Below are 24,959 nucleotides of genomic sequence, written 5' to 3'. Positions count from 1 at the left end.
GGATAATTTTTGTTGCTTAAAAGCTTGGCTTAATATATGGAACCCGCTTGATTGTGGCACCAACTGAGCTTTCAGTAAACCACTTCTGGTTAACCAATGGTTTGAAGTTTTCGGTCTGCCCGGTAACGATCACTCCGGCAAATTTTGCCTTATTCAGGGAAGGGTACTTTTTGGCGTATTGATGGGCAAATTTTGTGATTGAAAAGTTGTTAAAGGTTCCTAACTCGTCGGCCGTATGGAGCTCTTTTCTAAAATAATTGTAGTCCAAATCATTCAGCTTTCCTTTTGTAGATTGAATTCCTAGAAAATTATTATTTTCGATCGTAGGATCCGCTTTTCCGCTAACTCCCAGCCAATACCAATTAGCTTGCACATCAGAAGGTAGTTTTTCCAAAATCTGTTTATAAGTTAGGGGTTGTCGAAATGTTAGGGCAATTTCACCAACGTAATCTTTCATTACTGAAATGGAAGCTATTTCCGATGCCTTTTGTACGTTGGGAGATTTAACACGATCGTTGTAAAATAAAGGAATCTTTGTTTGAGTTGTCCTAGTGTAAGCAGCATTATCATAAGAGTCGACTAGATTATCGCTTTGAATCTCGTGGTAAATCCAATTATATTTACCTTGAATTGTTTGCCAGGGAATATGGTAACCGTCAATGTCTTTGTACTGATGGCTAATAACGGTTCCACCACTGATATTGCTATTGCCAATAGCTAAATCACTATTTTGAATATTCGGACTTACTAGTGATTGTCTGACATCCATATCAGCCATTAGCTTACTGGACTGTTTTGCAGAGAAAGATTGGGTAGTTTTGTAGCTGATTGCTGATAAAATTGGAAAAAGTACAATAATTAATAATATTGTCAATAACCATCGCTTGAGTTTAATGCGAAAAGCGAGCTTTTCAAATTCATTGTCTTGTTTCATTATATTTCACCAAATCCTTTTTTGATTTTCTTGCGAAGTCGATATAAACGCATCTTAATGGCGGCGGGCGTTGTCTTCAGTTCCACTGAAATTTGATCGATTGATTGATTCTCAATGTACTTCATCTTTAAAATGGCTTGATCATTTGACGATAATTTATTGAGAATACCCGGTAACTTTTTTGATGAATTTCTGATATCTGAAGTATCCACATTCTTTTTTTCCGGAATAAGATATAATTGCAAAATTTCTTTCAAATGTTTGTCACGACGATACAAATCGATGTATCTCGTTTTGGCAATCTGATACATATACGGCCGAATTTTATCTGGTGGCAGTATTAAATCCATTTCCAAGACTTTGACGAAGACGTCTTGGACAACGTCTTCAGCCATGTCCTTGCTGGCACCCTTTGAGATTAGGTATTTCCTGAGTTCAATCGAAATATCCTTTAGTAATGTCTCATACCCGTCAAGTTTCATGACAACCTCCTTTCACTCTATATAACGAACGGTATCCGCAAAAGTAACGCCTATTCCCTCTTTTATGTAAAAAATAGCCGGACAAAAATGTCCAGCCAAAATTAATGATTATTTATGTTCCAAAATTTGATTCATCGCACTATCAGCACTGCTCTTATACATCGTGCCAAACTTGTTGGTGTGAACCATCAAGTAGTACAGACGATAGAAGTTCAATCGTTCATTGGCACCGGGATCCAGTGGGTAGACGGCGTTATAGGCAGCGTAGAAGTCTGCATCAAAGCCACCGAATACAGTGGTAATCCCCAGATCAAATTCCCGGTCACCATAAAATGATGCGGGATCAATCAATGCGGGGCGACCATCTGCAAGAAACATGTAGTTACCGCCCCAAAGGTCACCATGCAGAAGAGACGGTTCACTTTCGTGCTTCGATAACTTATCGAGAATCACTTCGCGAACCTGTTTGTATTTGGTATCATCACGCTCATTCCACAAATGCTTCTTCATCAGAGCATCGCGCAGTCGATCCAAACGATGATCGACAAATAGCTCGCTCCATGTGTCGGTCCAGCTGTTATCGAAACTTTCATCATTGCTGACATACGGCAAATCAAAGCCGAACTTGCCGTTTTTACTATAGTGCTGGTGAAGATTGGCAACGAGTTCACCTAGATCACTCTGACTGCCGGATCCGGATTCCAAAAAGTTCAGCAATAAGTATGCATCACCATCGATTTGGCCGTTCCCTAATACTCTGGGAGCCAAAACCTTTGCCTCTTCAAATGCCTTTAGTCCAGCAATTTCACCGGCATAAAAATCTGCGGTTGTGTGTGGCTGAACCAGCAGAAAATAAGTATCGTCCTTTGTTTCTAATCGAAATGCTTCATTAACATCTCCGCCACCAACTGGAACTGCTTTTGTAATTCCTTTGATTGGCAGTTGTGCTAGCCATTGATCATCCATTGAATAATCACCTCTGGGTTCATTGTAACTGAAAATGTCACTTTGTGGGCATTTTGATAATTGCCCTTCGTTAAAAATCGGGTTAACATTAAATCAATATATAAAATCAGTCAAAAGCATGTAAAAAAGGAGCGGTTAATATGAATTACTTACACGTTGCAAAGCCATTGACACTGCCATGTGGACAGCAGATCAAGAATCGCTTCTTTAAGTCTGCCATGAGTGAGACGATGGCAGATAATCATGAACCGGATGAGCGGTTTGCCAGATTGTATGGTAAGTGGTCTGCGGGTGGTTCAGGAATAATTGTGACCGGAAATGTGATGGTTGACCGTGATGCGCTTGCGGAGCCGGGGAATGTTGTCGTTGATGATGAACGCAGTCTGCCATTGCTCAAAGAGTGGGCCAAGGTCGGAACTGCAAACCAGACGCAACTATGGATGCAGTTAAACCATCCGGGCAAGCAGTCACCCAAGTATCTCTCTGCCCAACCTGCAGGACCAAGTGCCATCCCGATTACGGGAGCTAACCGCAAATATTTTAATTCACCACGGGCACTTTCCAATGAGGAAATATACGCCATTATTGCCAAATATGTCCGAACGGCAGAGATTGCTCAAAAAGCGGGTTTTACCGGCGTTCAGATTCATGGGGCATTCGGCTATCTGGTCAATCAATTTCTATCACGGAAAGATAATCAACGCCACGATGAATTTGGTGGATCATTTGAAAATCGCATGCGGTTCCTCGTTGACATTTATCAGGGAATTCGCGAGTCTTGTGGGGCTGATTTTGCAATCAGCCTCAAGGTAAGTGTTCTTGATATCGACGTGGATGGCTTTACCGAGCATGACTTAATTGCCGTGATTCAAAAGATGTCTGATCTGGGAATTGATCTAATTGAAATTGCCGGTGATGACTATGAGGATTCCACCGTTGGCTTCTCAGGGTTTGCACATATGATTCATCAGCTGGTGGGAACCCCAATTGCTTTGAGCGGCGGTTTTCGAAGCATTTCCACGATGGAAGAAGCGCTTGGCAGGCACGATGCGGACTTGATTGGTATTTGTACGCCAATGGTCGTGATGCCTGATCTGCCAAACCAAGTTCTGAACGGAAGTTATCAACCGGTTCGACTGCCACTCACAATGGGCAGTAAGCGGGTTGATAAAAAATATGCACCAACTTATATCACCGCATATTGTGAACAGCAGGCACGACGAATTGCAGCTGGTAAACGACCTGAATTGTATGTGAGTGGCTGGCGGGCACTTGCCGCTAGTGTGAAGATGCATGGCCCTGAAGGACTAGTTCCCCGGCGGGCACAATAATAAAAATCAAAGATGGGAAGAAAACCATGTCACAAGAATTTGAACCAACTGATTTAAGTGAATTAAAAGATATGTATGATGTGATTGTCATTGGATCCGGCGGTGCCGGCTTGACCAGTGCCATTGAGGCGAAAGAACTGGGGTTGAAACCAGTTGTTTTGGAAAAAATGCCGGCTGTGGGTGGTGATACCAAGCGGGCATCTTCCGGAATGAACGCAGCGGAAACCTTTGTGCAAACCGAGCACGGTGTTCAAGACAGTGTCGGTAAATTCTACTATGAAACATTACGTGGTGGTCATGGCACAAATGATCCCGAACTGCTCAAGTATTTCACTGAGCACAGTTCCAGAGCAATTGAATGGCTATATAAGGAAGGCGTCCAACTGGATGACCTGACTTTTACCGGTGGGATGAGTGTTCCCCGTGCCCATCGACCGAGCAGCACTGCACCAGTTGGTGCCTACCTGGTAAATGGATTACTGACACAAATTGAGGCTAAACAGATTCAGCTATTTTGCGATGTGAAGGTGACCGCAATTAACGATGATGAGAAAGTCACCGGTGTTCAGGTGCAAACCGCAAACGGTGAGCAAATTATTAATGCGAAAGCCGTCATTATCGCTACAGGGGGCTTTGGAGCCAGCAAAGAATTGATCGCAAAGTATCGGCCTGACCTAACAAAATACAAAACGACGAATCAACCGGGGAATACTGGTGATGGTATTCTATTGGCTGAACATATCGGTGCTCAACTGGTCGATATGAATCAAATCCAAGTTCATCCAACTGTTCAGCAGGATACCGATCACGTTTATTTGATTGGCGAAACCGTTCGCGGTGAAGGGGCTATTTTGGTTGACCAAGAAGGCAAACGGTTCGTGAATGAAATGCAAACCCGGGATAAAGTTACCAATGCGATTAATAAGCTCAACGGAACCGGTGCATATCTCATCTTCGATCAATCAGTCCGCAACCGGGCTAAAGCAATTGATTTTTATGACCACGTTGGTCTAGTGAAAACCGGTTCGGATTTGGATACGCTCGCAAATGAGGCTGGCATTGATCCTGAGATGCTCAATCTGTCCATTAAGAAGTGGAATCAATCGGTTTCCGATCGGATGGACATTGCCTTTGGTAGAAAGACCGGTATGCACGTGCTTGATACGCCACCATATTATTCAATTCACATTGCGCCGGCTGTTCATTATACGATGGGTGGAGTTAAAGCTAACGATAAAACCCAAGTCCTTAAAGCTGACGGCCAGCCGATTCAGGGGCTGTACGCTGCTGGGGAAGTGGTCGGTGGCCTGCATGGGTCCAATCGCATTGGTGGAAACTCAATAGCGGAAACCGTAATTTTTGGTTTGCGGGCAGCTCAACAGGTACGAGATTATATTTTTGGAATGTGAGACTTCATTTAATTGTAAAAATCCAAAGAATGATCAAAATGATTGTTCTTTTTTTATTGATTTTGGGGGTAATTAATAGGACAATATATTCAATCAAGTACGAAATTATATTAATATATGTCCACCTTTGACTTATCGAGATTAATTTGGAGGTATTCAGCCATGCTGGGAAGAAAATTAGAGAAATATTCAAAATGGTTTCAACTGCTAAATTGAGGGCTTAGTTTAATGGTTTCAGTGGGCATTATTGGCATAATATTCACTATCATTTCAAACAATTCATTCGCTTATCTTTTAGACTTTATCTCAACGGTCTACATAATCCTTTATTTACTTACTTTTTTCATTGAATTACTCAGCCATTATTTGAAACACAGGTCTAATTGAATATATATGTCAAGAATAAGGGCCCGAGATAAAAGCTTACACTTTTACATTGGACCCTTTTCACATAAAAGAGCTTGGCATTTACCAAGCTCCAACTAACTAAAACAGTTTATTAATTTCATCAAATTCTGCTGAAGGCAATTGCACGTCTAAAGCCTTGGCATTGCTGTCAACTTGTTCCGGCACTCTGGCGCCCGGAATTACCACGCTGATATTTGGATTGGCAATGTACCAGGCCAAAATGGTTTGAGCTACCGTGGCATCATGTTTGTCAGCGATTGCTTTAACCTTGGCCAAGCTGTCGATAATCTTATCAAAGGTGTCGGATGAAAATTGGCTGAATTTTTTGGCGTCAGCCGATTTGTACTTTCCTGTCAGCAGACCTGAAGCCAGTGGAAAGTATGGGACAAAGGAAATATTATTTTCTTTTAGATAAGCAAAGACCTTTTCTTCAGCGTCACGATGTACCAGGCTGTAGTTATCTTCAACAATATCGACTTGGCCATCGGCATTGGCCTCTTTGATTTGATCCGGTGAAAAGTTGGAAACTCCGATTGCCCGGATTTTGCCAGCTTTTTTCTCCTCAACCAGAGCATTTACGGCTTCGGCTTTTGGAGTGTGATCATCTGGAAAATGAATGTAGAAGATATCGATGTAATCGGTATTTAGACGTTCCAATGCTTTATCAACGGAATTCTTTAAGAACTTTGGATCATTATTTGGCTTTAACTCGTTATTGGGGTCCTGAGCCGCTTTGGAAGCAATCACAATCTTTGAGCGATCATAATCTTGAATGACATCACCGATAATTTCTTCTGATTTTCCCAAGCCATACATAAAAGCGGTGTCCAGCAACGAAATGCCGTTATTTAAAGCTGCTTTAACGACTGCGGCACCATTTTCATCTTTGAGGCCGTCAAATAAATTATGGCCGCCGACCTTGTTGGTACCCAACCCAAGTGGGCCGGTTGTAACATCACTTTTACCGATTGTAACTGAATTCTTCAATATAAGTTCCTCCTCACATAAAAATGGGTTGAAATAGATAATTTCCAACCCATTTTTGTTTGTACAGATTAGTCGTCATAAGGCCCTTTTCCCAAGTATGCGTTAATCATCCAGATATTTTTATCAATATCTTCTTTGAAGCCATTAAGCATATCTTGGGTTGGAAAGTCCTTTTCTTCATCAGTTATTTCAATACCTTTTTGGTATTGGTCACGCAGATATTTGAATTGATCGACCAGACGCTGCATGAAATCACGCATTGTCAGTTGATCCCAGGTTACTTTTTCATCTGGAAGGCCGGTATTCTCGATAAATTCATGAGTTGTCGAAAACGGTGAACCGTTAATTGCAATTAACCGTTCCGCAACGTTGTCCAGTTGGTCTGCCAGTTGATCATTATAATCATCCATTAGTGGGTGGAGGCGAAAGAAGTTTTCTCCACGCATGTACCAGTGAGTTTGCTGGATGTTGGTTTGCAGCTGACTTAAGTCAGCTACCAATTGATTTAACTGTTCACGGGTCTTTGGAAAATCATATTTATCTGCCATCGTAATTCCTCCTCAAAGCATGAATTCGTTTACAGGGACAGTGTACCCGATTCATGAGATCCGTTTCAAGGAAGTTGCCTTCAGATAAGTTAACAAAATCCGCAACAAAATAATTCCGATATGAGCAAGCTTAACCGCGGCTTCATTAATGGTCTCTTGGACCAGAGGACAGCGGTGCCTGAACATTTTCCACAGCTGAAACAGACGGTGACTCATCCAACTTGGAGTCTTTAGAAGTTTCCAACATATGAACATAGACTAGGAAACTTACAAATGCCGCAGCTGATACATAATAGAAGAACCAGTCTTCATGACCGATGTGTTTGAGCCATAGGGCAACATATTCAACACTGCCGCCAAAGATCGCAACGGTCAGACCATAGGGGAAGCCAACTCCCAAGGCCCGAATCTCGGTTGGAAACAGTTCTGCTTTAACGATTGCGTTAATTGATGTGTAGCCACTTACAACCAGCAGTCCACTGAGCATCAATACAAATGAGGCAATCGGGTTGTCGAAGGTCTTTAATCCTAAGAAGATCGGTACGGTTAGGATCGTTCCGCCAATCCCAAACCAATAGAGCAGAGGCTTTCGACCAATCTTGTCTGAAAGGTGGCCAAACAGTGGTTGTAATGCCATGAAAATCAGTAACGCCACAAAGTTGATCATTGTGACCAGCTTAGGTGCAAGGCCCAGTGAATTGATCATGAACTTTTGCATGTAAGTTGTATAAGTATAGAAGGCAATTGTGCCACCAAAGGTTAGCCCCATGACGGTCAGAACCTGATTTGGATACTTTGCCAGTTCATGCAGGGTTCCTCTGGCAGTTGGTGATTTTTCAGATTTCTTAAATTGATTGGTTTCATCCATTGATAATCGAAGATACAGGACAATAACAGCTCCAATCGCACCGATTGCAAATGGAATTCGCCAGCCGAATTCTCTTAACTGGCGGTTGGTAAACATTGCTTGTAACCCAATTTGAACAATCAGGGCGATTAATTGGCCGCTGATCAAAGTGACGTATTGAAATGATGCGTAGTATCCACGACGACCCGGAGTTGCCATTTCTGATAAATAGGTTGCGGAAATCCCGTACTCGCCACCAAGGGAAAGACCCTGAACCAGTCTGATGAGCACCAGCAGCAGGGGTGCGAATACACCAATTGAATTGTAAGTTGGAATAATGGCGATCATCAACGAGCCGGTGGCCATGATGCTGACTGAGAGGGTCAGCGCGGAACGGCGGCCTTTACGGTCAGCGTACTTTCCCATAATAAAGCTGCCAAAAGGTCTCATTAGAAAACCAATTGCAAAAACACCGGCAGTGCTCAAAAGTTCGACGGTCTGATCCCCGTCTGGGAAAAATGACCCAGCAAAGTAAATGGCAAATGACGCGTAAATATACCAATCAAACCATTCAATCATATTGCCCAAGGAACCTTTAATAATGTTGCTGGTAATTCGCTTTTGACTATATACTTGCATGCTGATGACCTCCATTTATTAAAATTTGGTGGGTAAACATTAGACAATCTCTAATTAATTTAATAGTATAGGTTAAATATTAATGACATGCAATATATTATGTAAGAATAACTGACATTTGAATAAACAAAAATCAGCCGGCACAAAGCCTGGCTGATTGAATGGCGGATTAAGCCACAATTGATTCAAGTCGTAATAATTGGTCAATTTCATAGGTTGGACTGGTTTTGGTCGGATTGGCTTGGTGTTGGGGGTTGAACCAAACTGAATCCAACCCATAAGCAGCAGCCCCTTTAATATCGGAAGTTAAAGAATCTCCAATCACCAGTGACGAAGGCTTGGAAAAGCCCGTAATTTTTTTCGCCACGTAATCAAAGAACGCTGGATCCGGTTTTTGATAGCCAACCGCTTCGGAGGCAAACACGTGGGTGAAGTATGGCGCCAAGCCGGACTCGTTTAACCTGCGGCGCTGAGTCTTGGCAATCCCGTTGGTCACAACGTAAATGTCATGATTGGTACTCAGATCCGCCAACAGTTCCTGCGCATGGGGCATCTTGGTGTGGCCTTCAGCGAGATAACTGCGATAGGCCTTTTCATATGCCTGGCCATCAACGTGCTTACCATATTTACCGAAGAATAGACTGAAGCGGGTCCCCAACAGCTGAGATCTGGTAATTTTGCCGAGTTCGTACTGCTGCCAAAGGTGTTCGTTTAATTCGTGATAATCCTCGTAAATCGTTGGCGTGAGTTCTTCTCCAATTGTATTGAAAAGCTTTGTAATCGCGTGCTTTTCGGACGCTTGAAAATTCAGGAGTGTATCGTCGACATCGAATAGTAATGTTGAGTACTTCATTTGGGCTTACCTCACATTTGTTTTTTTAATTTTAGCACAAAATTGATTGACGTAAATATTCTGTGAAAAGGCGGTATATTGTTATCTCACTGGCGGTTAGAGTGATACGATTAAACTAAAGCAATGTTTACAAAATATAAGGGGAGTTTTAACATGTCAAATCAGATAACGTTATATCAGCACGGAACTTTGGCATTATTAGTGCCGGGGCTCCTAAAAGGGACAATCACATTGGGACAATTGCTTAAACATGGAGATACCGGGATTGGTACCGGTGAAGGCCTCGATGGCGAGTTGATTATTCTGGACGGCAAGCCATATCATGTTCATGCGACTGGGGATGTGACCCTGGCACCTGATTCATTCAAGATGCCCTTTGCTAATGCCCACTTTGCAAGATATACACCGTTGGCTGAATTGGAAAATGTTGATGAAGCTGATCTGAATAAGCAGATGGTCTCCTTAAGTAAAGCCCAAAACACATTTTTCTCGATTGAAATTCACGGGACTTTTTCCAGCATGCAAACGAGAGCTGCGGTTAAATCAAACCCACCATATAAAACATTGGCCGAAACGGCTGAAAATCAAAGTGTCTTTACCCGAAAACAGATTGAAGGCACGTTAATCGGATATTATTCACCACAATTGTTCGAAGGTGCCACAGTTGGCGGCTTCCATCACCACTTTATTTCTGATGATCATAAGTTTGGCGGCCATGTTTTGGACTTTCATCTAGATAAAGGAAATGTCAGCTATCAATTGTTTGATACATTTGAGCAGCATTTGCCCGTCAACGACAAGCAGTATATGCAACATGATTTTTCAAAAGATGACATCGAAAATAGCATTCATCAGTCGGAATAGTCTCACCGGTTAATAAATTATATCGTTGTAAGTAATCGTCAATGACAGCAGTTATAACCTTTTAGTAAACGTAATAAAAGCATTAGTAAAAAAAGTGCACTCACCACGATTCCCATGGTGAGTGCGTTTTATTGTCCTCAAAATCGATAATTTGTATGATAATAGTTCATAGGGGTTGATTTATACGGATGAATCCGTTAACATAACAAATTATGGACGCCAGTTATTTTTTGATAGCACAGATTCTGTGCTGTGAAAACTAATGTAAGCGTTACTATAACAATGTTTGCCTGTAGCTTCATTTAATAAAAAATTGTTGTGAATTTGTATGATTTGTTATGTAACCCCTTTCAACCCTTTCGAAATGGGATACATGTAAATCTGCAGTGGCTTTATGCATTAAAAAGGAGAATTTTCATGGAAAAGGTTTCTGCAACAGAAAAGAAAATCTCAAGCAGATTTATTTATTTCTTTGGTTCATTTGGCGGGATTTTATTCGGATATGATATTGGGGTAATGACGGGGGCTCTCCCATTCCTGCAAACTGATTGGGGACTTCAAAACAATGCCACGATCACTGGCTGGATAACCTCTGCAGTGATGCTCGGGGCTATTTTTGGTGGCGCAATCGCCGGCCAGATTTCTGATAAATTAGGCCGACGAAAGATGATCCTGATTTCAGCACTGATTTTTATGGCTGGATCATTACTCTCAGCAATCTCCCCTCACGATGGTCAATTTTATTTAATTGCCGTGCGGGTGTTCCTTGGACTAGCTGTTGGTGCTTCATCAGCCTTGGTTCCTGCCTATATGTCAGAAATGGCACCGGCTAAAATGCGGGGACGCTTGACTGGGATTAACCAGACAATGATTGTGTCAGGGATGCTGCTCTCATATGTGATGGATTTTGTATTGAAAGATTTGCCTGAAAACTGGGCATGGCGTTCAATGCTTGGTCTCGCAGCGGTTCCAGCTTTAATCCTGTTCTTTGGTGTATTGAAATTACCAGAATCACCAAGATTTCTCGTTAAAAATGGTCGTCCTGATGATGCCCGTCGCGTATTGAGCTATATTCGTGACAGCGATGAAGGAATTGACAAAGAACTCGAACAAATTCAAGACACTGCTTCACAAGAAAAGAAAATTTCAAAAGCAACGACTTGGGGCACAGTATTTAGTTCCAAGTATCGTTATTTGGCAATTGCCGGTATCGGTGTAGCTGCATTTCAGCAGTTCCAAAATGCCAACGCAATCTTCTACTACATTCCATTGATCGTTGAAAAAGCCACTGGCGCTGCAGCCAACTCTGCATTGATGTGGCCGATTATTCAAGGAATCATTTTGGTTGTGGGTTCACTGGTATTCTTAGGAATTGCCGATAAGTTCAAGCGTCGGACATTGTTAATTCTTGGTGGAACCGTTATGGGTCTGTCATTCTTATTACCAACTGTTATTAAATTGCTGATGCCAAATTCAAGCCCATTATTGATTGTGGTGTTCTTGAGTATCTATGTTGCCGCATACTCATTTACTTGGGCTCCATTGACCTGGGTTATCATTGGTGAAGTATTCCCATTGGCAATTCGTGGCCGTGCCTCAGGTGCTGCCTCATCAGCCAACTGGGTGGGTTCATTTGCTGTCGGCCTACTCTTCCCAATCATGACTGCCAGCATGCCTCAGGACGCTGTATTTGCCATCTTCGGTGTCATCTGTCTTCTGGGTGTCTGGTTTATCCATTCACGAGTTCCAGAAACCAAGGGTCGCAGTTTGGAAGATATTGAAGAAGAAAACATTAATAAATAATTGAAAGTATCAATTTGCATAAAAAGAGAAACGCCTGTCAATTGGCGTTTCTCTTTTTTTACGTGCTATAATTTGGCAAAAATGAAAAGGAGAATTATTTTGAAGTTCAATAAATTATTTTATAAGTCATTTAATTTTTGGCTTGGCTTCATCATGTTTCTGGGTGGCATTTCACTCTTCCCGGCGGTTGCACCAAACAACCCAGTTTTTTCTAATTGGTGGTGGATCAACTTGGCGGAGTTTTTGTTTGGCTTGAGTCTGTTAATTGAAGGATTGATCCAAAAACCCAAGAATTCGAGAAAATAAAAACTATTCAGGTGTGATGATTCATCACTACTTGAATAGCTTGATTTGAATTATTGCAGTAATTCTTTAATAATTGCGTCGCCAACGCCGGTTGCTGAATTCGGATTTTGCCCGGTAATCAAGCGATCATCGACGACGACATTCGGTTCAAAAGCAGTTCCTTTTACAAAATTGGCGCCTGCTTTACTCAATTCATCTTCGATTAGAAATTCAACGTCGTTTGTCAGACCATTCAGGGCCTCTTCGTCATCGGTGAATCCGGTCAGCTTACGGCCGTGAACAAACCGTTTACCATCCTTGGTTCTTAGAGCCAAGAGGGCACATGAGCCAACACAATTGGCGGCGATAATGCCGTTATTGGCATAAATTGTTTGGGCAATTTGAGCCAACTCGGTATTTTCAGGAAAGTCGGTCATTGCGCCGTGACCGCCGATAAAGTAAATTACCTGATAATCTTTTGGATTGACGTCTTTTGGCTTCAACGATTTTGCCAAGTGTTGGTTTCTGAATTCATCATCCAAATAAAATTTCCAATCGACCGCGTCCATATCATCAGTTCCCAAACTGAGTGGATCAATTGGAATGTAGCCACCGTTTGGACTGAGGTAGTCAACATCGATACCGTTATCGGTCATGACGTCATTAAAGTGGGTCGCTTCTTTTAGCCAGATGCCGGTTGCCCGCTGGATTTTCTTGAATGTGGGGGTGTTTGTACCCACCATTAATGCTTTTGTCATAAGCAGAATTACCTCGATTTTTGATTCAAATAAGCTTTTCGTGATTTTTCCCCAACCCCATCATAGCAGATAATGTAAAGCTGTGATGTGAAATGGGGTGTTGTGTATGTTTTAACACATATGTTATCCTTATAGCCAATCGTCACTTAAAATATGATGGTTGCTTGCTATGTGGTATTCAAACGTCGTAGTGTATAGTTAAAAATAAAATTCAGAACGGTCGAGCCTGTCATGGACTCGGCTTTTTTTGTTATGTCGATCAATTTTGTGGTGGTCGACGTCATTTGGTTTACAATAAACAATTGTATTTAGCGAAATATCAAGGGGGATCCTTATGACATTCTATACGTACGATTATCTTCATCAGTCTCAAAGTAACTGGCAGTATGGCCGGATTGCTGTTTTAAGTGTGCTGGCGGTCATCTTTATTCTTTTTCTGATTCATTACCTGCGGAATCGAATGGACATCAAATACAAGGATTTAAGCATTATTGTGGCGACACTTCTATTATTGGTTCTGGCACTTCAATATAATGATTTCAATTCGATTCAGTCATCATCAAAGCAGACCGGCCAGATTACCCAAACTGTTAAGCAAGTGGCCAACCGGCTGCATGTCCAGCCAAAAACCATCAGTGTGAATTCGACCAACGTGAATGCCAATTTGATGGTTAAAACGCCGCGGGGTTACTTCCGAGTTGATTACAATTCAGACGGATCTGCCTTTGTTTTAGAGAAAGTTGAATTAGACGGCGCAAGCAAAATTAAGGTTGAGGAGGCTCAATAATGTTTACATATTCAGATGTTACACTTAAATTAATTGTCGGATTCTTATTTATTACGGTGTTAATTAATTTGACCGGGAAAGGCAACCTGGCACCTACGTCTGCGATGGACCAGCTGCAGAACTATGTTCTTGGTGGCATTATTGGCGGGGTCATTTATAACCCGGCAATTACGATGGCTCAGTTCTTGGTAATTTTGTTATTGTGGGCACTTTTGATCATGGTGACAAGATATTTGAAAACCCATATTCATTGGGTAGGGAAGTTCGTTGAGGGTGAGCCGATCACGTTGGTCAGAAATGGCGAGCTGCTGGTCGAAAACTGTATAAAAGCGAATTTGTCTGCATCAGATGTTAATTTCAAGTTACGGACGGCAGGCGTTTATGACATGAAGGATGTCAAACGGGCAATTCTTGAACAAAACGGTCAGTTAACTGTTTTGAATCAAGGCCAAGGCAGCATTCGTTACCCGGTCATTGTCGATGGAAAAATTGATCCCGATGTTTTAGAAATCATGGGGAAAGATGAATCATGGATTGAATCCGAGCTGAAGAAGCAAGGAATTGACAGTGTCGGGTCCGTGTTTTCCGCAACTTATCGGAATAATTCCTGGCAGATTGCGACGTTTCCCCAAAATTGACGAGTGATCGACCTCACATCACAATGTATCATTACACATTAAATATCGAATCAATAGAATAATTATTCATTATTTCACTAAATCTGATTGACTTTCCCCTCGATTGATATATTATTAACAATAACTTTTAATAGTCAGATTCAAAATAAATATCCCCGGAGGTTTCGATATGGAATTAAATGAAATTAACCCGTATGTGTTAAAGGTCATGCCTTCTGCAATGCGTAAGTTTGACCATGAAATCAGTGTTGATCCCAAGATTATCAAATTAACTTTGGGGGAACCCAACTTTAACGTTCCTGATCATATCAAGCAGGCCGCGATTGATGCCATCAATGATAACAAGTCTCACTATCCATATTATTGGGGTTATCAAGAACTCCGGGACGCGGCCTCAAAATATTATCGTGACAAATTTGGCTATGATTATCCAGCTGATCAAATTGTCGTGACCGTTGGGGCAACCGAGGCAGTGGCAGTTACCGTTAAAACGTTATTTAAGCCTGGTGATGCCGTGATTATTCCAACTCCGGCTTTATCCGCTATATGACGCCTCAACTACTTTAAATGAGCTGAATACGCTTTTGGTGGATACCAGTGATGATGACTTTATTCTCACGCCAGCCAAAGTCCAAAAGGCAATTGATGATCATCCTGATTTGAATGTTAAAGGGTTGATTTTAACCGATCCCAACAATCCAACCGGGGTGGCTTATTCTAAGGAACAAATCGCTGCATTGGCCCCCGTCTTGAAGAAGAATGGCATTTGGGTTATCAGTAATGAAATCTATGGTGAACTGACTTATGGTCAGAAACATTATTCAATTTCAGAATTCCTGCCGGATCAAACGATTATCATTAATGGATTATCGAAGTCTCATGCCATGACTGGTTACCGGCTGGGCTTTATCTTTGGTCCTTCCGGGTTCGTGGATGAAATTGCCAAAGTTCACCAATTTACAGTAACTGCGGCTGCTTCAATCGTTCAGTATGCTGCAATTGAAGCTCTGGAACATGGTCAGGATGATTCCAAACCAATGCTTCAGGAATACGAAAAGCGCCGTGACTTCGTTGCAAAAGAAATGACTGAAGCTGGTTTCGATGTTGTCCATCCGGGCGGGGCATTCTATGTCTTTGCCAAAATTCCGGAAGGGTTACACATGGACAGCTGGGCATTTGTCAAAACGTTGGCCAAGGAATACCACATCGGCTTGATGCCTGGTGATCCATTTGGCGATAACGAATATATCAGAATTAGTTACGCTGCCAGTGATGAAGCACTGGCTGCGGCTATGAAGGCAGTTAAACAATTAGTCGTTGATTATTCAACAGAATCAGCAAAATAAATGCACTAAAAAGGACCGTCAGATTATTTCTGACGGCCCTTTATGTTGCATTTAAAGATCTTTCATTGAAATGGTTTAATAGTTACCTTGAATAATGAATGACTTATTGGCAGTGACATAATAACCATTCGTTAACTGATAACGTGTGGTTAAGTTCCATTTAACCAATTTCTTAACTCGTAAGTGTGAGCCCTTCTTATAGTGTTTAACTTGCTTGGTCAAATTCTTATTCTTGTAAGCATTAACACCTTTAGGGTTGATCACAGTGATCTGTTTCTTCTTAGGCGTTGATTTGTAATAAGCATTCACAATGTATTTGCGGTTAGCAGTAATGTATCCGCGCTTACCATAGGTCTTACTGTGATGATTGATATCACGAACTTTGTACCTCAATGCACCACCGTTGGAACGAGCGTAACCAGTGACGATAAACATTGGTCGGCTGATCCGTTTCTGTTTTGCATAAGTGGCAATCCGTTGTGATTTCTTGAAGTTAACATGTTTATACATGTTAACCCGTTTGGTAGCGTAAACGGCTGAGCCAACCTTCGCTGCACTCTTTGGAACAGATGGCTTTTTAGGCTTGTTTGGCTCTGGGGTAATTGAAGAACTTGATGATGAACTTGATGAGCTGCTTGAAGAAGATGATGAACTACTTGAAGAATTATTGGAAGGAACAACTGGATTTGGTGTCGGAGTTGGGGTTGGTGTGCTGAGTGGCAATAACTGAATAAAGTCGATTTCAGCACTATTTTGACCTTGTTCAAGGGTAATTGTATTTTCATCCTTCTTAAGAGGAACGGCAGAAGCGATCTTCTTAACAACTCGGTTTCCAATTGTTAATGTCAATGGAATATAATTTCCAGACAAGGTGCTATCTTGAACAGTGGCATCAATTGAGTATCCTTTTCCGCTAACGTTACCATTTGGTCGGTTATTTGCAGATCCGGTACCATTTCCTGTAAACGGAAGGTTAACTGTCTCAGACTGATTGTTGATTGAAACCTTTTCAGTCGCATCTTGACCGCTAATATTACCATTTCCGTAACCTAAATTAAAGGCATATTGGCCATCTTGTGGGGCATTAACTTTAAATGTCAACTTGGCATTAGTACCGTCTGATCGTTCAAATTCTCCTCCAGATGCATAACTTCCATAAACCATGTGTGCACCTGTAATTGAATCTGCATCTTCTGCTTCTTTGTAAATTCCCATTGAAGTATCAGGTTTGCTGTAATTGATTTGATCAGTTCCGGTTGTACTTGTAGCTTTTTTGATAACTAAACGGTATCCACTGGCAAGCTTCATGTCTTTAACTGGAACAGTTACAGAACCATTATTAACTTTGAGGTTGCCGGTAAATAATTGAGTAGGTACTTTAACTGCTGTATCAGCTCCGTACCATGGTGATTCTTCAGCTTCAACACTGACTTCACTCCCGAACTTATCAGCAGATAATCCATTAACTTTAACATTTGTATCCCCTGATTTACCACCAAGTAATACGGTCAGCGAATTATCATTGTTAAGGCTGGCAACGGTTCCGACTTGTGGATCGGCATAATCGTCAGACATACCGCCACCATTTGCATTATCGGCAGTCTTATCTGGATGATCAACATTATCAGCTTTTACCATTTCGCCATCCATATCGGCATACCATTTGTAGAACCAGTATCCGCCATTAGGTTCAGACTTATAAGTTAACAAATTGCATAATCTACCTGGCTGGAACCAGTATGCCATGTTGGCACCGGCAACATCTGTGTTATTTTCAAATATTTGAATATAGTGCGCTTCCCAACCGGGAACAGCTTGCTCTTGATAATCACTATACTCGTTGATAAAGACTGGGATGTGTTTGATACCTAATGCTTTTTCTTCGTTATGAAGATGCGTTATGTTACCACTGAAATTCTTATAATTCCAAACATGCCAGCAGAGGTAATCTGGTAAGGTCTTATCTTTTTGGGCATATTTCAAGAAGTACCACATGCTGCTGCCGTCACCAAATGTTGAAAAACTTGGTCCAACAATCTTAGCATTTGGATCTGCTTCTTTTACGGCTTTATAAGCAGCGTTCCAGTACGGCATAAAACTATTTTCATCTTTAACACTACGGAATGGATAAGGACCATTTTGAGGTTCATTTGCGATTTCGTATGCATAAACCTGATCCTGATTTCCGTTGTTCTTGATTTGTGTGACAATCTCTTTGATCTTAGCTGCATACTCGGCATTACTTGAAAATTCATACGGGAATCCATGGAACATATCCATGAATCGAACAACAACCTTTGATCCCGCAGCCTTTGAAATTGGCACGATATCGGTAAAAGTACCGTCTGGCACATGTTCATTGGCTTTACCGTCAACTGATTGACTTGGTTGAGTGAACGTTTGCGGCTTTAGATTGTTAACAAGGCTTTGATCTGAAATGGTATTTTTTCTTAGTCCAGCCAAGTATCCGTTGGCAACATGATCGGTCTTGCGAATGCTTTGATTTGCGTCGACACTAATGTTGCTGGTGTCTGAGGCATGAATGGGATTTCCTGAAAAACAAAAAACCATTCCTAACCCCAGAGTCATCTTTAATACGTTGGCGATTGCTTTATGCAAAAGAATCACTCCTCAATTATGATTTAATAAGAATTACTGATCAGCTAATCAAGTATTAATGATAACGGTTCCAGAATCAAAATCCAATCCACCAAAGTCGTATATTTGGTTGTGTTTTTTGACTTTTTTGAAAGCGGTTCAATCCTTTTCAGCACTATTATGAAAACGCACTCAACTTTATATTCAGAATCTGGAATTTATGTTAATCATAATGTTAAGACAATTAGCATAACCACATCTGCCATCGAAACTTTGTCCGCCATCGTATAAAGATGGAATTAATTGTTTAATTAAAAGAATGCAAAAGAAAAGCAAACCCGTTTGGATTTGCTTTTAAGCTGGTATCAACCTCGGTTGATAAAGAGCCTTGATTTTTATATTAAATTAAGCACGTTTATGATCTTTAACGGTAAATGACAATAAGAATGCGGCAGCTGCGACAATCAAAGTGAACCATAAACCAACATGAACACCGTTGGTAAAGGCAATTTGGTGGCTGACGTTTCCGGCTGCATTATTTCCGAATGCCAACAAGCTGGTTGCGATGGCAGTTGCCATAGCACCAATAATTTGTTGGAAAGTGTTCATAATAGTACTTCCATCTCCAGAAGTTTTTTCATCCAAAGCACTCAAACCGAAAGTTTGGGCGGGTGACATTGCTAACGGAACTCCCATCATAATGACAATGTGGGCAACGATAACGTACCACATTGGTGATGTAGAACTTGCCAACAGCAACATGATCAATCCGATGATAGTAACTCCAAATCCAAGAGTGGTAAGAAGCTTTGTACTGACAATATCAGAGAATCGACCAGAAATTGCTGAAACAATCGCATTTACAACTCCACCAGGCAGCATGACAATACCGGTCATGGCAACTGGAATAGCCAATCCATTTTGCCAGAACATTGGCAATAAGTACATTGATGACAAGATAATGGCGAAATCCAACATAACCAAGATGGAACCAATGGTAAATTGACTCTTTTTAAATACTCTGAAATTCAAAATAGGAGATTTCGAACCCAATTGACGTCGAATATACAAGGCTAATACGATAATGGCAACAACTAAGGTTCCCAATACTCGTGGTGAACCCCAGCCGGCGTCACTGGCCATACTGACACTGGCAACCAAGCCACCAAAACCGATAGCTGAAAGGATAAGTGAGAACCAATCAATCTTTGGCTTTGTAATATCCCCAACATTTGGCAGAAATTTAAGTGCCAAGAAGAATGCAATTAACAAGAATGGAATGAACAACCAGAAAATCCAGTGCCATGAAAGCAGACCAAGAATCATACCGGCTAAAGTAGGACCAACGGCTGGTGCAAACATGATGACTAATCCGATCATACCCATTGCGGAACCTAATTTATAAGGTGGGAAGATGAGTGTAGCAACGGTAAACATCAGTGGCAAAATTAATCCAGTGGCAATTCCTTGAATCATTCGACCAACTAATAAAATAGCAAAGTTAGGTGCCATTGCTGAAATCACGGCTCCAACCATGAAATCACATAAGGCGAATAAAATTAACGAACGAGTGCTGAAAATTCGTTGTAGTAATGAAGACATTGGTAACACAATTCCGATGACCAGCATGTAGCCGGTTACCAGCCACTGCATGGTTCCAATACTAGTATGTAGTTCAGCGATCAGACTTGGTAAGGCAATATTCAGTGAGGTTTCACTGAGCATTCCTACAAATCCACCGATCAGCATTCCCAGCATAGCTAAGAATGGACGGGCAACCGGTTTGGCTGCTTGTTTTTGTTTTGCTTGTACAGAAGTTTGTTCTGTATTTAAAGATTTTTCCATAAAGATGACTCTCCTAATTATAAATACTTTTCTATCACGACAATTGATTACACTACCATAAATAAAATGTTCTCGTAAGCATTATTTTCAAAAAGTTTCATTATCTATGAAAACGTGGCATATCAACGTTCAATGACAGCGCTATCAAAATATGGACAGATGTGTGCACATTGTCCACGCATTTATGCCAATAATCTACTACAATAAAGGCAGATGCGAAGAATATACTTATCGCATTTCTCTCAAAATACAATGTGGGGAGCGATTAAATATGAAACACAAGTTTTTATTAGCAGCGGGGATTGGCGTCGTTGTTGCAGGCACTTGTTTCCTGAAGTCAATCGGCTGGTTTGAAGACGATTCACATTTGTACGATGAATACGAAGCAAAGTAATCTTTAACAGATCTGGAGGAGCTATCAATGACAAAAAATAAAGCAATTATGATTGGTGCCGGCTTGGCTAATATGGCTGCGGCTGTTTATTTAATTCAAGAAGGTAAATGGAAAGGCAGCCAGATCACGTTTTATTCATTAGATGATCACGGTTCAAACGACGGATCAACCGCAAGTGAAGCGGCCGATGAATATTGGAATAAGACCCATCCATTGGAGAACAGTAAAGGGTTCATCGCCCGTGGCGGTCGGATGTTAAACTATCGGACTTACGTTGACCTGATGGATTTGCTGAGCCGAATTCCTTCCGCAACTGAGAAGGGGATGACGGCTGCCGAAGATACCCGTGACTTTGATGCCAAACACCGGACCTTTGATAAAGCTCGGTTAATGGAAGGCGGCAAAGGCATCATTAATGGTGGCAAGCTGGGCCTTAATAATAAGGACAGAATGAAACTCACTGAGTTGATTTTGATGCCCGACTCCAAAGAAGAAAAGCTCGACAATGTGACAATTGCCGATTACTTTAAGGATGACCCGCACATGTTTACCACCAACTTCTGGTACATGTGGGAGACAACCTTTGCATTCAGAGTTCAAAGCTCGGCTCAGGAACTCCGTCGTTACATGCACCAAATGATCTATGAATTTACACAAATTGAGCATCTGGTTGGTGTTAACCGAACCCGATACAATCAGTTCGAAAGCATCATGCTGTCTTTGATTAACTACTTGAAGGATCAGGGCGTCAAGATCGTTTTGAATCGTCGAGTAACGAATTTTGAATTTAAGAATACCCCAATGCAGGATGAAATTACCGTTACTGCATTGCGGATGACCAATACTGAAACCGGCGAGGAAGAGGATGTGCCGGTTGATGACGATACCGCTGTGATCTTTACCAATGGATCAATTACTGATTCGGCTACCTTGGGTGATTTCAATACCCCAGCTCCGGAAAATATGGACTATGGTGCAGCAGCCAGTCTGTGGAAGAAAGCTACTAACCGGTTCTACAACTTGGGGAATCCCGATAAATTCTTCAATGACAGAAATGCCAGTGAATGGGTCAGCTTCACGTTGACCACCAAGGACCATACCTTGTTGAATGAAATTACCCGGATTACCACTCAAGTTCCAGGTAATGCGCTGAATTCGTTTATTTCGACTTCACCAATTACACCAATGGGTAACAAGGACGTGAACATGTCGATCGTGGTTCACCACCAACCTCATTTCACAACTCAAAAACCAAATGAATCGGTTATTTGGGGCTACTTCCTGTATCCACGTCGAACCGGTGAATTTGTTGATAAACAGTACATCAAGATGACCGGTAAAGAAATGGTTGAAGAGCTCCTTGGTCAACTTTCCAAAGTCGATCCGGGACCAGGTAACATTATGGATAAGAAGCAGGCAATCATGGATAGTGTGATTAACTGCATTCCATCATATATGCCTTATGCTTCAGCTTTGTTCAATAACCGAGCCAAGACTGATCGGCCAAAGGTCATTCCAGAACATTCAACTAACTTGGCATTTACCGGTGAATTTGTCGAACAGCCATACCAGATGGTCTTCACTGAACAAAGTGCCGTTCGTTCAGGCGAAATTGCGGCTTACCACTTTGCCGGCGTGCCAATGGCCAAATTGGTTAAAAATCCTCGTTACGATAAGGATGTTAAGACTTTGGCAAAGGCAACCAAGAAGATGTTTGAATAAGTGAATGATATGCCTGGATGATCCCAGAGCATAATGTTAAAGAACCAGTGGTGAGGGGTTTTCTCATCATTGGTTCTTTTGTGTTATGTAGTCGGGTCGGGCCATAACGAGGATTTGCATTAAATGAAAACGCCGGATTTTCAACTTGGGCTGTATCTCTATCTTGCTTGTTTAGAATTACATGATATTCTAATAGTGAGTCTGGTTGGATGGCTGTCTTTTACTGCAAGACAGCCTTATGTTGGTAGATTTCCTCGATGTCAATTTATTGATTAACACGGCGAATGTCATGTTATTGAACTAAACCTATCATTCAAGCAGTTTCCTATCATATATTGGTAGAATAAACTTACTTATGTAAACGCTTTTTATTAATTATTATAAAAGGAGAAATATATGAAAAACATTGCTGTTGACACAGATAGCGCTCAAATGGAATTTGAGATTCTTGATAACCAACATGTAGCACTGGTTAAGATGAATCAAAATGATTTGAAGTCATTATCTGATGCCCAAAAACAAGAATTAATCATTACCGAGTTACAAATTACTGGTGAAAACTTTCATCATAAGGGAATCAATCTTGTTAACTCAACCCCTGGATCAGATCTTAAATATGCATCACATAATGTTGAAGAATTGAGTAATGGTAAGCTGTTAACGATCGTTACTGAAGATTCAAATACGAACGTAACGGTCACAAATTACTACAGACTTTATGACAGCTCTGCCATTGTAAGAACTTGGGTCACTGTTAAAAACACAGGCTCCAAAGACCTTGGAATTGAATATATTTCATCATACGCAATGACTGGAATTAACCAGGGTGGCGACATGGGTAATAATTATGTGACTCATAACGTCTTGTATACTCCACATAACAAGTGGCAAGCTGAAGCTCAGTGGGAAAGCAGAACTTTGAAGGACGCCGGCCTTGATTGGTGGTCAAATGGCGGTCAAAATCAACGAAACTCTTCTCAAAGAGTTAGCGTTAATAACAATTCATCTTGGTCATGTTCTGAATACTCTCCAAACGGTATATTGACTAACACGCATACAAATATGTCGGCTGTTTGGCAAATCGAAAGTAAGGGTGCTTGGCATTATGAGCTCACCGATGGCAATAACGGTGACTTACTGAATATTCGCCTTTCAGGACCAGAAGAATTTGATAATAATTGGTGGAAGAACTTAGCTCCCGGCGAATCATTTGAAACAACCAAAGTTGCTTTTGGTCAAGTTGAGGGTGATTTTGAGGATGCTCTTCAACAAATGACTAAATATCGTCGTTTGATTCGAAAACCTAACGAAGATGATAAAAAGTTACCTGTTATTTTCAATGATTATATGAATGCTTTAATGGGTGATCCAACCGAAGAAAACGAGCGACCACTCATTGATGCTGCAGAAAAAATTGGCTGTGACTATTTTGTCGTTGACTGTGGCTGGTATGCTGATGGCTATTGGTGGGACAGTGTCGGCGAATGGCTGCCATCAAAGAAACGTTTCCCAAATGGCATCGAAAAAACAATCCAATATATTCGCGACAAAGGTTTAACTCCCGGATTATGGTTGGAAATTGAAGTAATCGGAATTAATTCACCAATTGCCAATAAACTTCCTGATGACTGGTTCTTTATGCGTCATGGTAAGCGAATTATTGATTGTGATCGTTACCATTTGGACTTTAGAAACCCAGAAGTTCGAGCATTTGCCGATAAAGTTGTTAAGCGTTTGGTAGAAGAGTACGGTGTTGGTTACATTAAGATGGACTACAACATTACGACTGGAATCGGAACAGAAATTGATTCCGATAGTTTTGGTGATGGTCTGCTTGAACACAACCGTGCATATTTGAAGTGGCTTGACAGTATTTTTGCAAGATACCCTGATCTGGTTATTGAAAACTGTGGTAGTGGTGGTATGCGTCATGATTACGCAATGCTTCAACGACACAGTATCCAGTCAATGACGGACCAAACTGATTACCTCAGAAATGGAAACATCGCTTCTGTAGGACCATCTGTGGTTACTCCAGAACAATGTGCGATCTGGTCATATCCTCTTAAGCAAGGGGATGATGAAGAGGTCATCTTTAATATGGTTAACGCAATGTTAGTCCGAATTCATCAAAGTGGTTTCTTGAATAAGCTTGATGAACATCGATTAGACTTAGTTGCTGAAGGAATTAAAGTATATAAAACTTATCGGGAAAAGATTCCAGAAATGCTGCCAATTTGGCCAGATGGACTGGATCGTTTGGACGATGAATGGTTTAGCTATGGACTGAAAGGCGACCATGAACTTTACCTTGCTGTTTGGCATGGAAAAGGTGATCAACCAGAACACGAAGTTTCACTTGAAAAGTATGGAAATATCCAAAGCATTGATCAAATCTATCCTGAAAAAGATGGGAAGAGCAAGTTTAATGTTGAAAACAATACTTTGAAAGTCAACTTTTCAAAGCCAAAGATGGCTCGTCTATACCACATCACTTTAGGATAAAGACGACATC

Annotated in this window: 20 protein-coding genes and 1 pseudogene; 11 read left to right on the top strand and 10 right to left on the bottom strand. The window is 41.3% G+C overall.

Annotated features, from left to right (window positions below; all coding sequences use genetic code 11):
- Positions 1-16: 16 nt before the first annotated feature.
- From LKE01_RS02120 to LKE01_RS02110, 3 genes are all read right to left on the bottom strand, one after another.
- Positions 17-934 (bottom strand): anti sigma factor C-terminal domain-containing protein, encoded by a 918-nt coding sequence (locus LKE01_RS02120; RefSeq protein WP_056983018.1) that lies wholly within the window; start codon positions 932-934, stop codon positions 17-19.
- The gene (locus LKE01_RS02115) at positions 934-1,416 is read right to left on the bottom strand and encodes an RNA polymerase sigma factor (protein WP_056983020.1); all 483 of its coding nucleotides are present in this window, start codon (positions 1,414-1,416) and stop codon (positions 934-936) included. The genes LKE01_RS02120 and LKE01_RS02115 overlap by 1 nt, the downstream gene beginning before the upstream one ends.
- Positions 1,417-1,524: 108 nt before the next feature.
- Positions 1,525-2,382 (bottom strand): fructosamine kinase family protein, encoded by an 858-nt coding sequence (locus LKE01_RS02110; RefSeq protein WP_054768781.1) that lies wholly within the window; start codon positions 2,380-2,382, stop codon positions 1,525-1,527.
- A gap of 140 nt (positions 2,383-2,522) precedes the next feature.
- Between LKE01_RS02110 and LKE01_RS02105 the strand changes: the two genes are divergently transcribed.
- Both LKE01_RS02105 and LKE01_RS02100 read left to right on the top strand, forming a co-directional pair.
- On the top strand, positions 2,523-3,713 hold the full coding sequence (locus LKE01_RS02105; protein WP_056983022.1) for an oxidoreductase: 1,191 nt from the start codon (positions 2,523-2,525) through the stop codon (positions 3,711-3,713).
- A 26-nt stretch (positions 3,714-3,739) separates the two neighbouring features.
- On the top strand, positions 3,740-5,122 hold the full coding sequence (locus LKE01_RS02100) for a flavocytochrome c (RefSeq protein ID WP_054768780.1): 1,383 nt from the start codon (positions 3,740-3,742) through the stop codon (positions 5,120-5,122).
- 486 nt (positions 5,123-5,608) lie between these two features.
- On the opposite strand, the gene LKE01_RS02095 is transcribed toward LKE01_RS02100, so the two are convergent.
- From LKE01_RS02095 to LKE01_RS02080, 4 genes are all read right to left on the bottom strand, one after another.
- Positions 5,609-6,517 carry an aldo/keto reductase gene (locus tag LKE01_RS02095; protein ID WP_056983024.1) on the bottom strand — a complete coding sequence of 303 codons (909 nt, stop codon included), beginning with the start codon at positions 6,515-6,517 and terminating at the stop codon, positions 5,609-5,611.
- Positions 6,518-6,585: 68 nt separating this feature from the next.
- Positions 6,586-7,065 carry a Dps family protein gene (locus tag LKE01_RS02090; protein ID WP_054768779.1) on the bottom strand — a complete coding sequence of 160 codons (480 nt, stop codon included), beginning with the start codon at positions 7,063-7,065 and terminating at the stop codon, positions 6,586-6,588.
- 145 nt (positions 7,066-7,210) lie between these two features.
- Positions 7,211-8,551, bottom strand: a complete 1,341-nt coding sequence (locus LKE01_RS02085; protein ID WP_056983026.1) for an MFS transporter — start codon at positions 8,549-8,551, stop codon at positions 7,211-7,213.
- Between the two features lie 169 nt (positions 8,552-8,720).
- A complete protein-coding gene (locus LKE01_RS02080) occupies positions 8,721-9,404 on the bottom strand; it encodes a YjjG family noncanonical pyrimidine nucleotidase (RefSeq protein WP_056983028.1) in 684 nt (227 codons plus the stop codon).
- Between the two features lie 153 nt (positions 9,405-9,557).
- Between LKE01_RS02080 and budA the strand changes: the two genes are divergently transcribed.
- The 3 genes from budA to LKE01_RS02065 all read left to right on the top strand — a co-directional run bounded on the left by budA (position 9,558) and on the right by LKE01_RS02065 (position 12,377).
- Positions 9,558-10,268, top strand: coding sequence for an acetolactate decarboxylase (gene budA / locus LKE01_RS02075; protein WP_056983030.1), 711 nt, complete (start codon positions 9,558-9,560; stop codon positions 10,266-10,268).
- A gap of 417 nt (positions 10,269-10,685) precedes the next feature.
- Positions 10,686-12,071, top strand: coding sequence for a sugar porter family MFS transporter (locus tag LKE01_RS02070; protein ID WP_054768778.1), 1,386 nt, complete (start codon positions 10,686-10,688; stop codon positions 12,069-12,071).
- Between the two features lie 99 nt (positions 12,072-12,170).
- Complete coding sequence (locus tag LKE01_RS02065; protein ID WP_054768777.1) at positions 12,171-12,377, top strand: hypothetical protein; 207 nt, start codon at positions 12,171-12,173, stop codon at positions 12,375-12,377.
- 50 nt (positions 12,378-12,427) lie between these two features.
- Here the strand turns inward: LKE01_RS02065 and LKE01_RS02060 are convergent, their stop codons facing one another.
- Positions 12,428-13,114: a type 1 glutamine amidotransferase domain-containing protein gene (locus LKE01_RS02060; protein ID WP_054768776.1), complete on the bottom strand. Its 687-nt coding sequence runs from the start codon at positions 13,112-13,114 to the stop codon at positions 12,428-12,430.
- A 334-nt stretch (positions 13,115-13,448) separates the two neighbouring features.
- Between LKE01_RS02060 and LKE01_RS02055 the strand changes: the two genes are divergently transcribed.
- The 3 genes and pseudogenes from LKE01_RS02055 (at position 13,449) to LKE01_RS02045 (ending at position 15,885) form a co-directional block, all read left to right on the top strand.
- Complete coding sequence (locus LKE01_RS02055) at positions 13,449-13,901, top strand: DUF3290 domain-containing protein (RefSeq protein WP_054768775.1); 453 nt, start codon at positions 13,449-13,451, stop codon at positions 13,899-13,901.
- Positions 13,901-14,539: a DUF421 domain-containing protein gene (locus LKE01_RS02050; RefSeq protein WP_056983032.1), complete on the top strand. Its 639-nt coding sequence runs from the start codon at positions 13,901-13,903 to the stop codon at positions 14,537-14,539. The genes LKE01_RS02055 and LKE01_RS02050 overlap by 1 nt, the downstream gene beginning before the upstream one ends.
- Before the next feature lie 169 nt (positions 14,540-14,708).
- A pseudogene (locus LKE01_RS02045) lies at positions 14,709-15,885 on the top strand (aminotransferase class I/II-fold pyridoxal phosphate-dependent enzyme).
- A 75-nt stretch (positions 15,886-15,960) separates the two neighbouring features.
- Here LKE01_RS02045 and LKE01_RS02040 read toward each other — a convergent pair.
- A complete protein-coding gene (locus LKE01_RS02040) occupies positions 15,961-18,504 on the bottom strand; it encodes a DUF5776 domain-containing protein (protein ID WP_082619764.1) in 2,544 nt (847 codons plus the stop codon).
- Positions 18,505-18,888: 384 nt separating this feature from the next.
- On the bottom strand, positions 18,889-20,328 hold the full coding sequence (locus LKE01_RS02035) for a DHA2 family efflux MFS transporter permease subunit (RefSeq protein ID WP_056983033.1): 1,440 nt from the start codon (positions 20,326-20,328) through the stop codon (positions 18,889-18,891).
- 271 nt (positions 20,329-20,599) lie between these two features.
- Between LKE01_RS02035 and LKE01_RS12315 the strand changes: the two genes are divergently transcribed.
- The 3 genes from LKE01_RS12315 to LKE01_RS02025 all read left to right on the top strand — a co-directional run bounded on the left by LKE01_RS12315 (position 20,600) and on the right by LKE01_RS02025 (position 24,949).
- Entirely contained in the window at positions 20,600-20,722 is a 123-nt protein-coding gene (locus LKE01_RS12315; RefSeq protein ID WP_261907038.1) for a hypothetical protein, read from the top strand.
- A gap of 27 nt (positions 20,723-20,749) precedes the next feature.
- Positions 20,750-22,444 (top strand): oleate hydratase, encoded by a 1,695-nt coding sequence (locus LKE01_RS02030; RefSeq protein ID WP_056983035.1) that lies wholly within the window; start codon positions 20,750-20,752, stop codon positions 22,442-22,444.
- Positions 22,445-22,840: 396 nt separating this feature from the next.
- Positions 22,841-24,949: an alpha-galactosidase gene (locus tag LKE01_RS02025; RefSeq protein WP_054768772.1), complete on the top strand. Its 2,109-nt coding sequence runs from the start codon at positions 22,841-22,843 to the stop codon at positions 24,947-24,949.
- Positions 24,950-24,959: the final 10 nt, after the last annotated feature.

The organism is Lentilactobacillus kefiri (assembly GCF_007989105.1).
Lineage (GTDB): Bacteria > Bacillota > Bacilli > Lactobacillales > Lactobacillaceae > Lentilactobacillus > Lentilactobacillus kefiri.
This window is presented reverse-complemented; position numbering and strand designations above follow the sequence as displayed.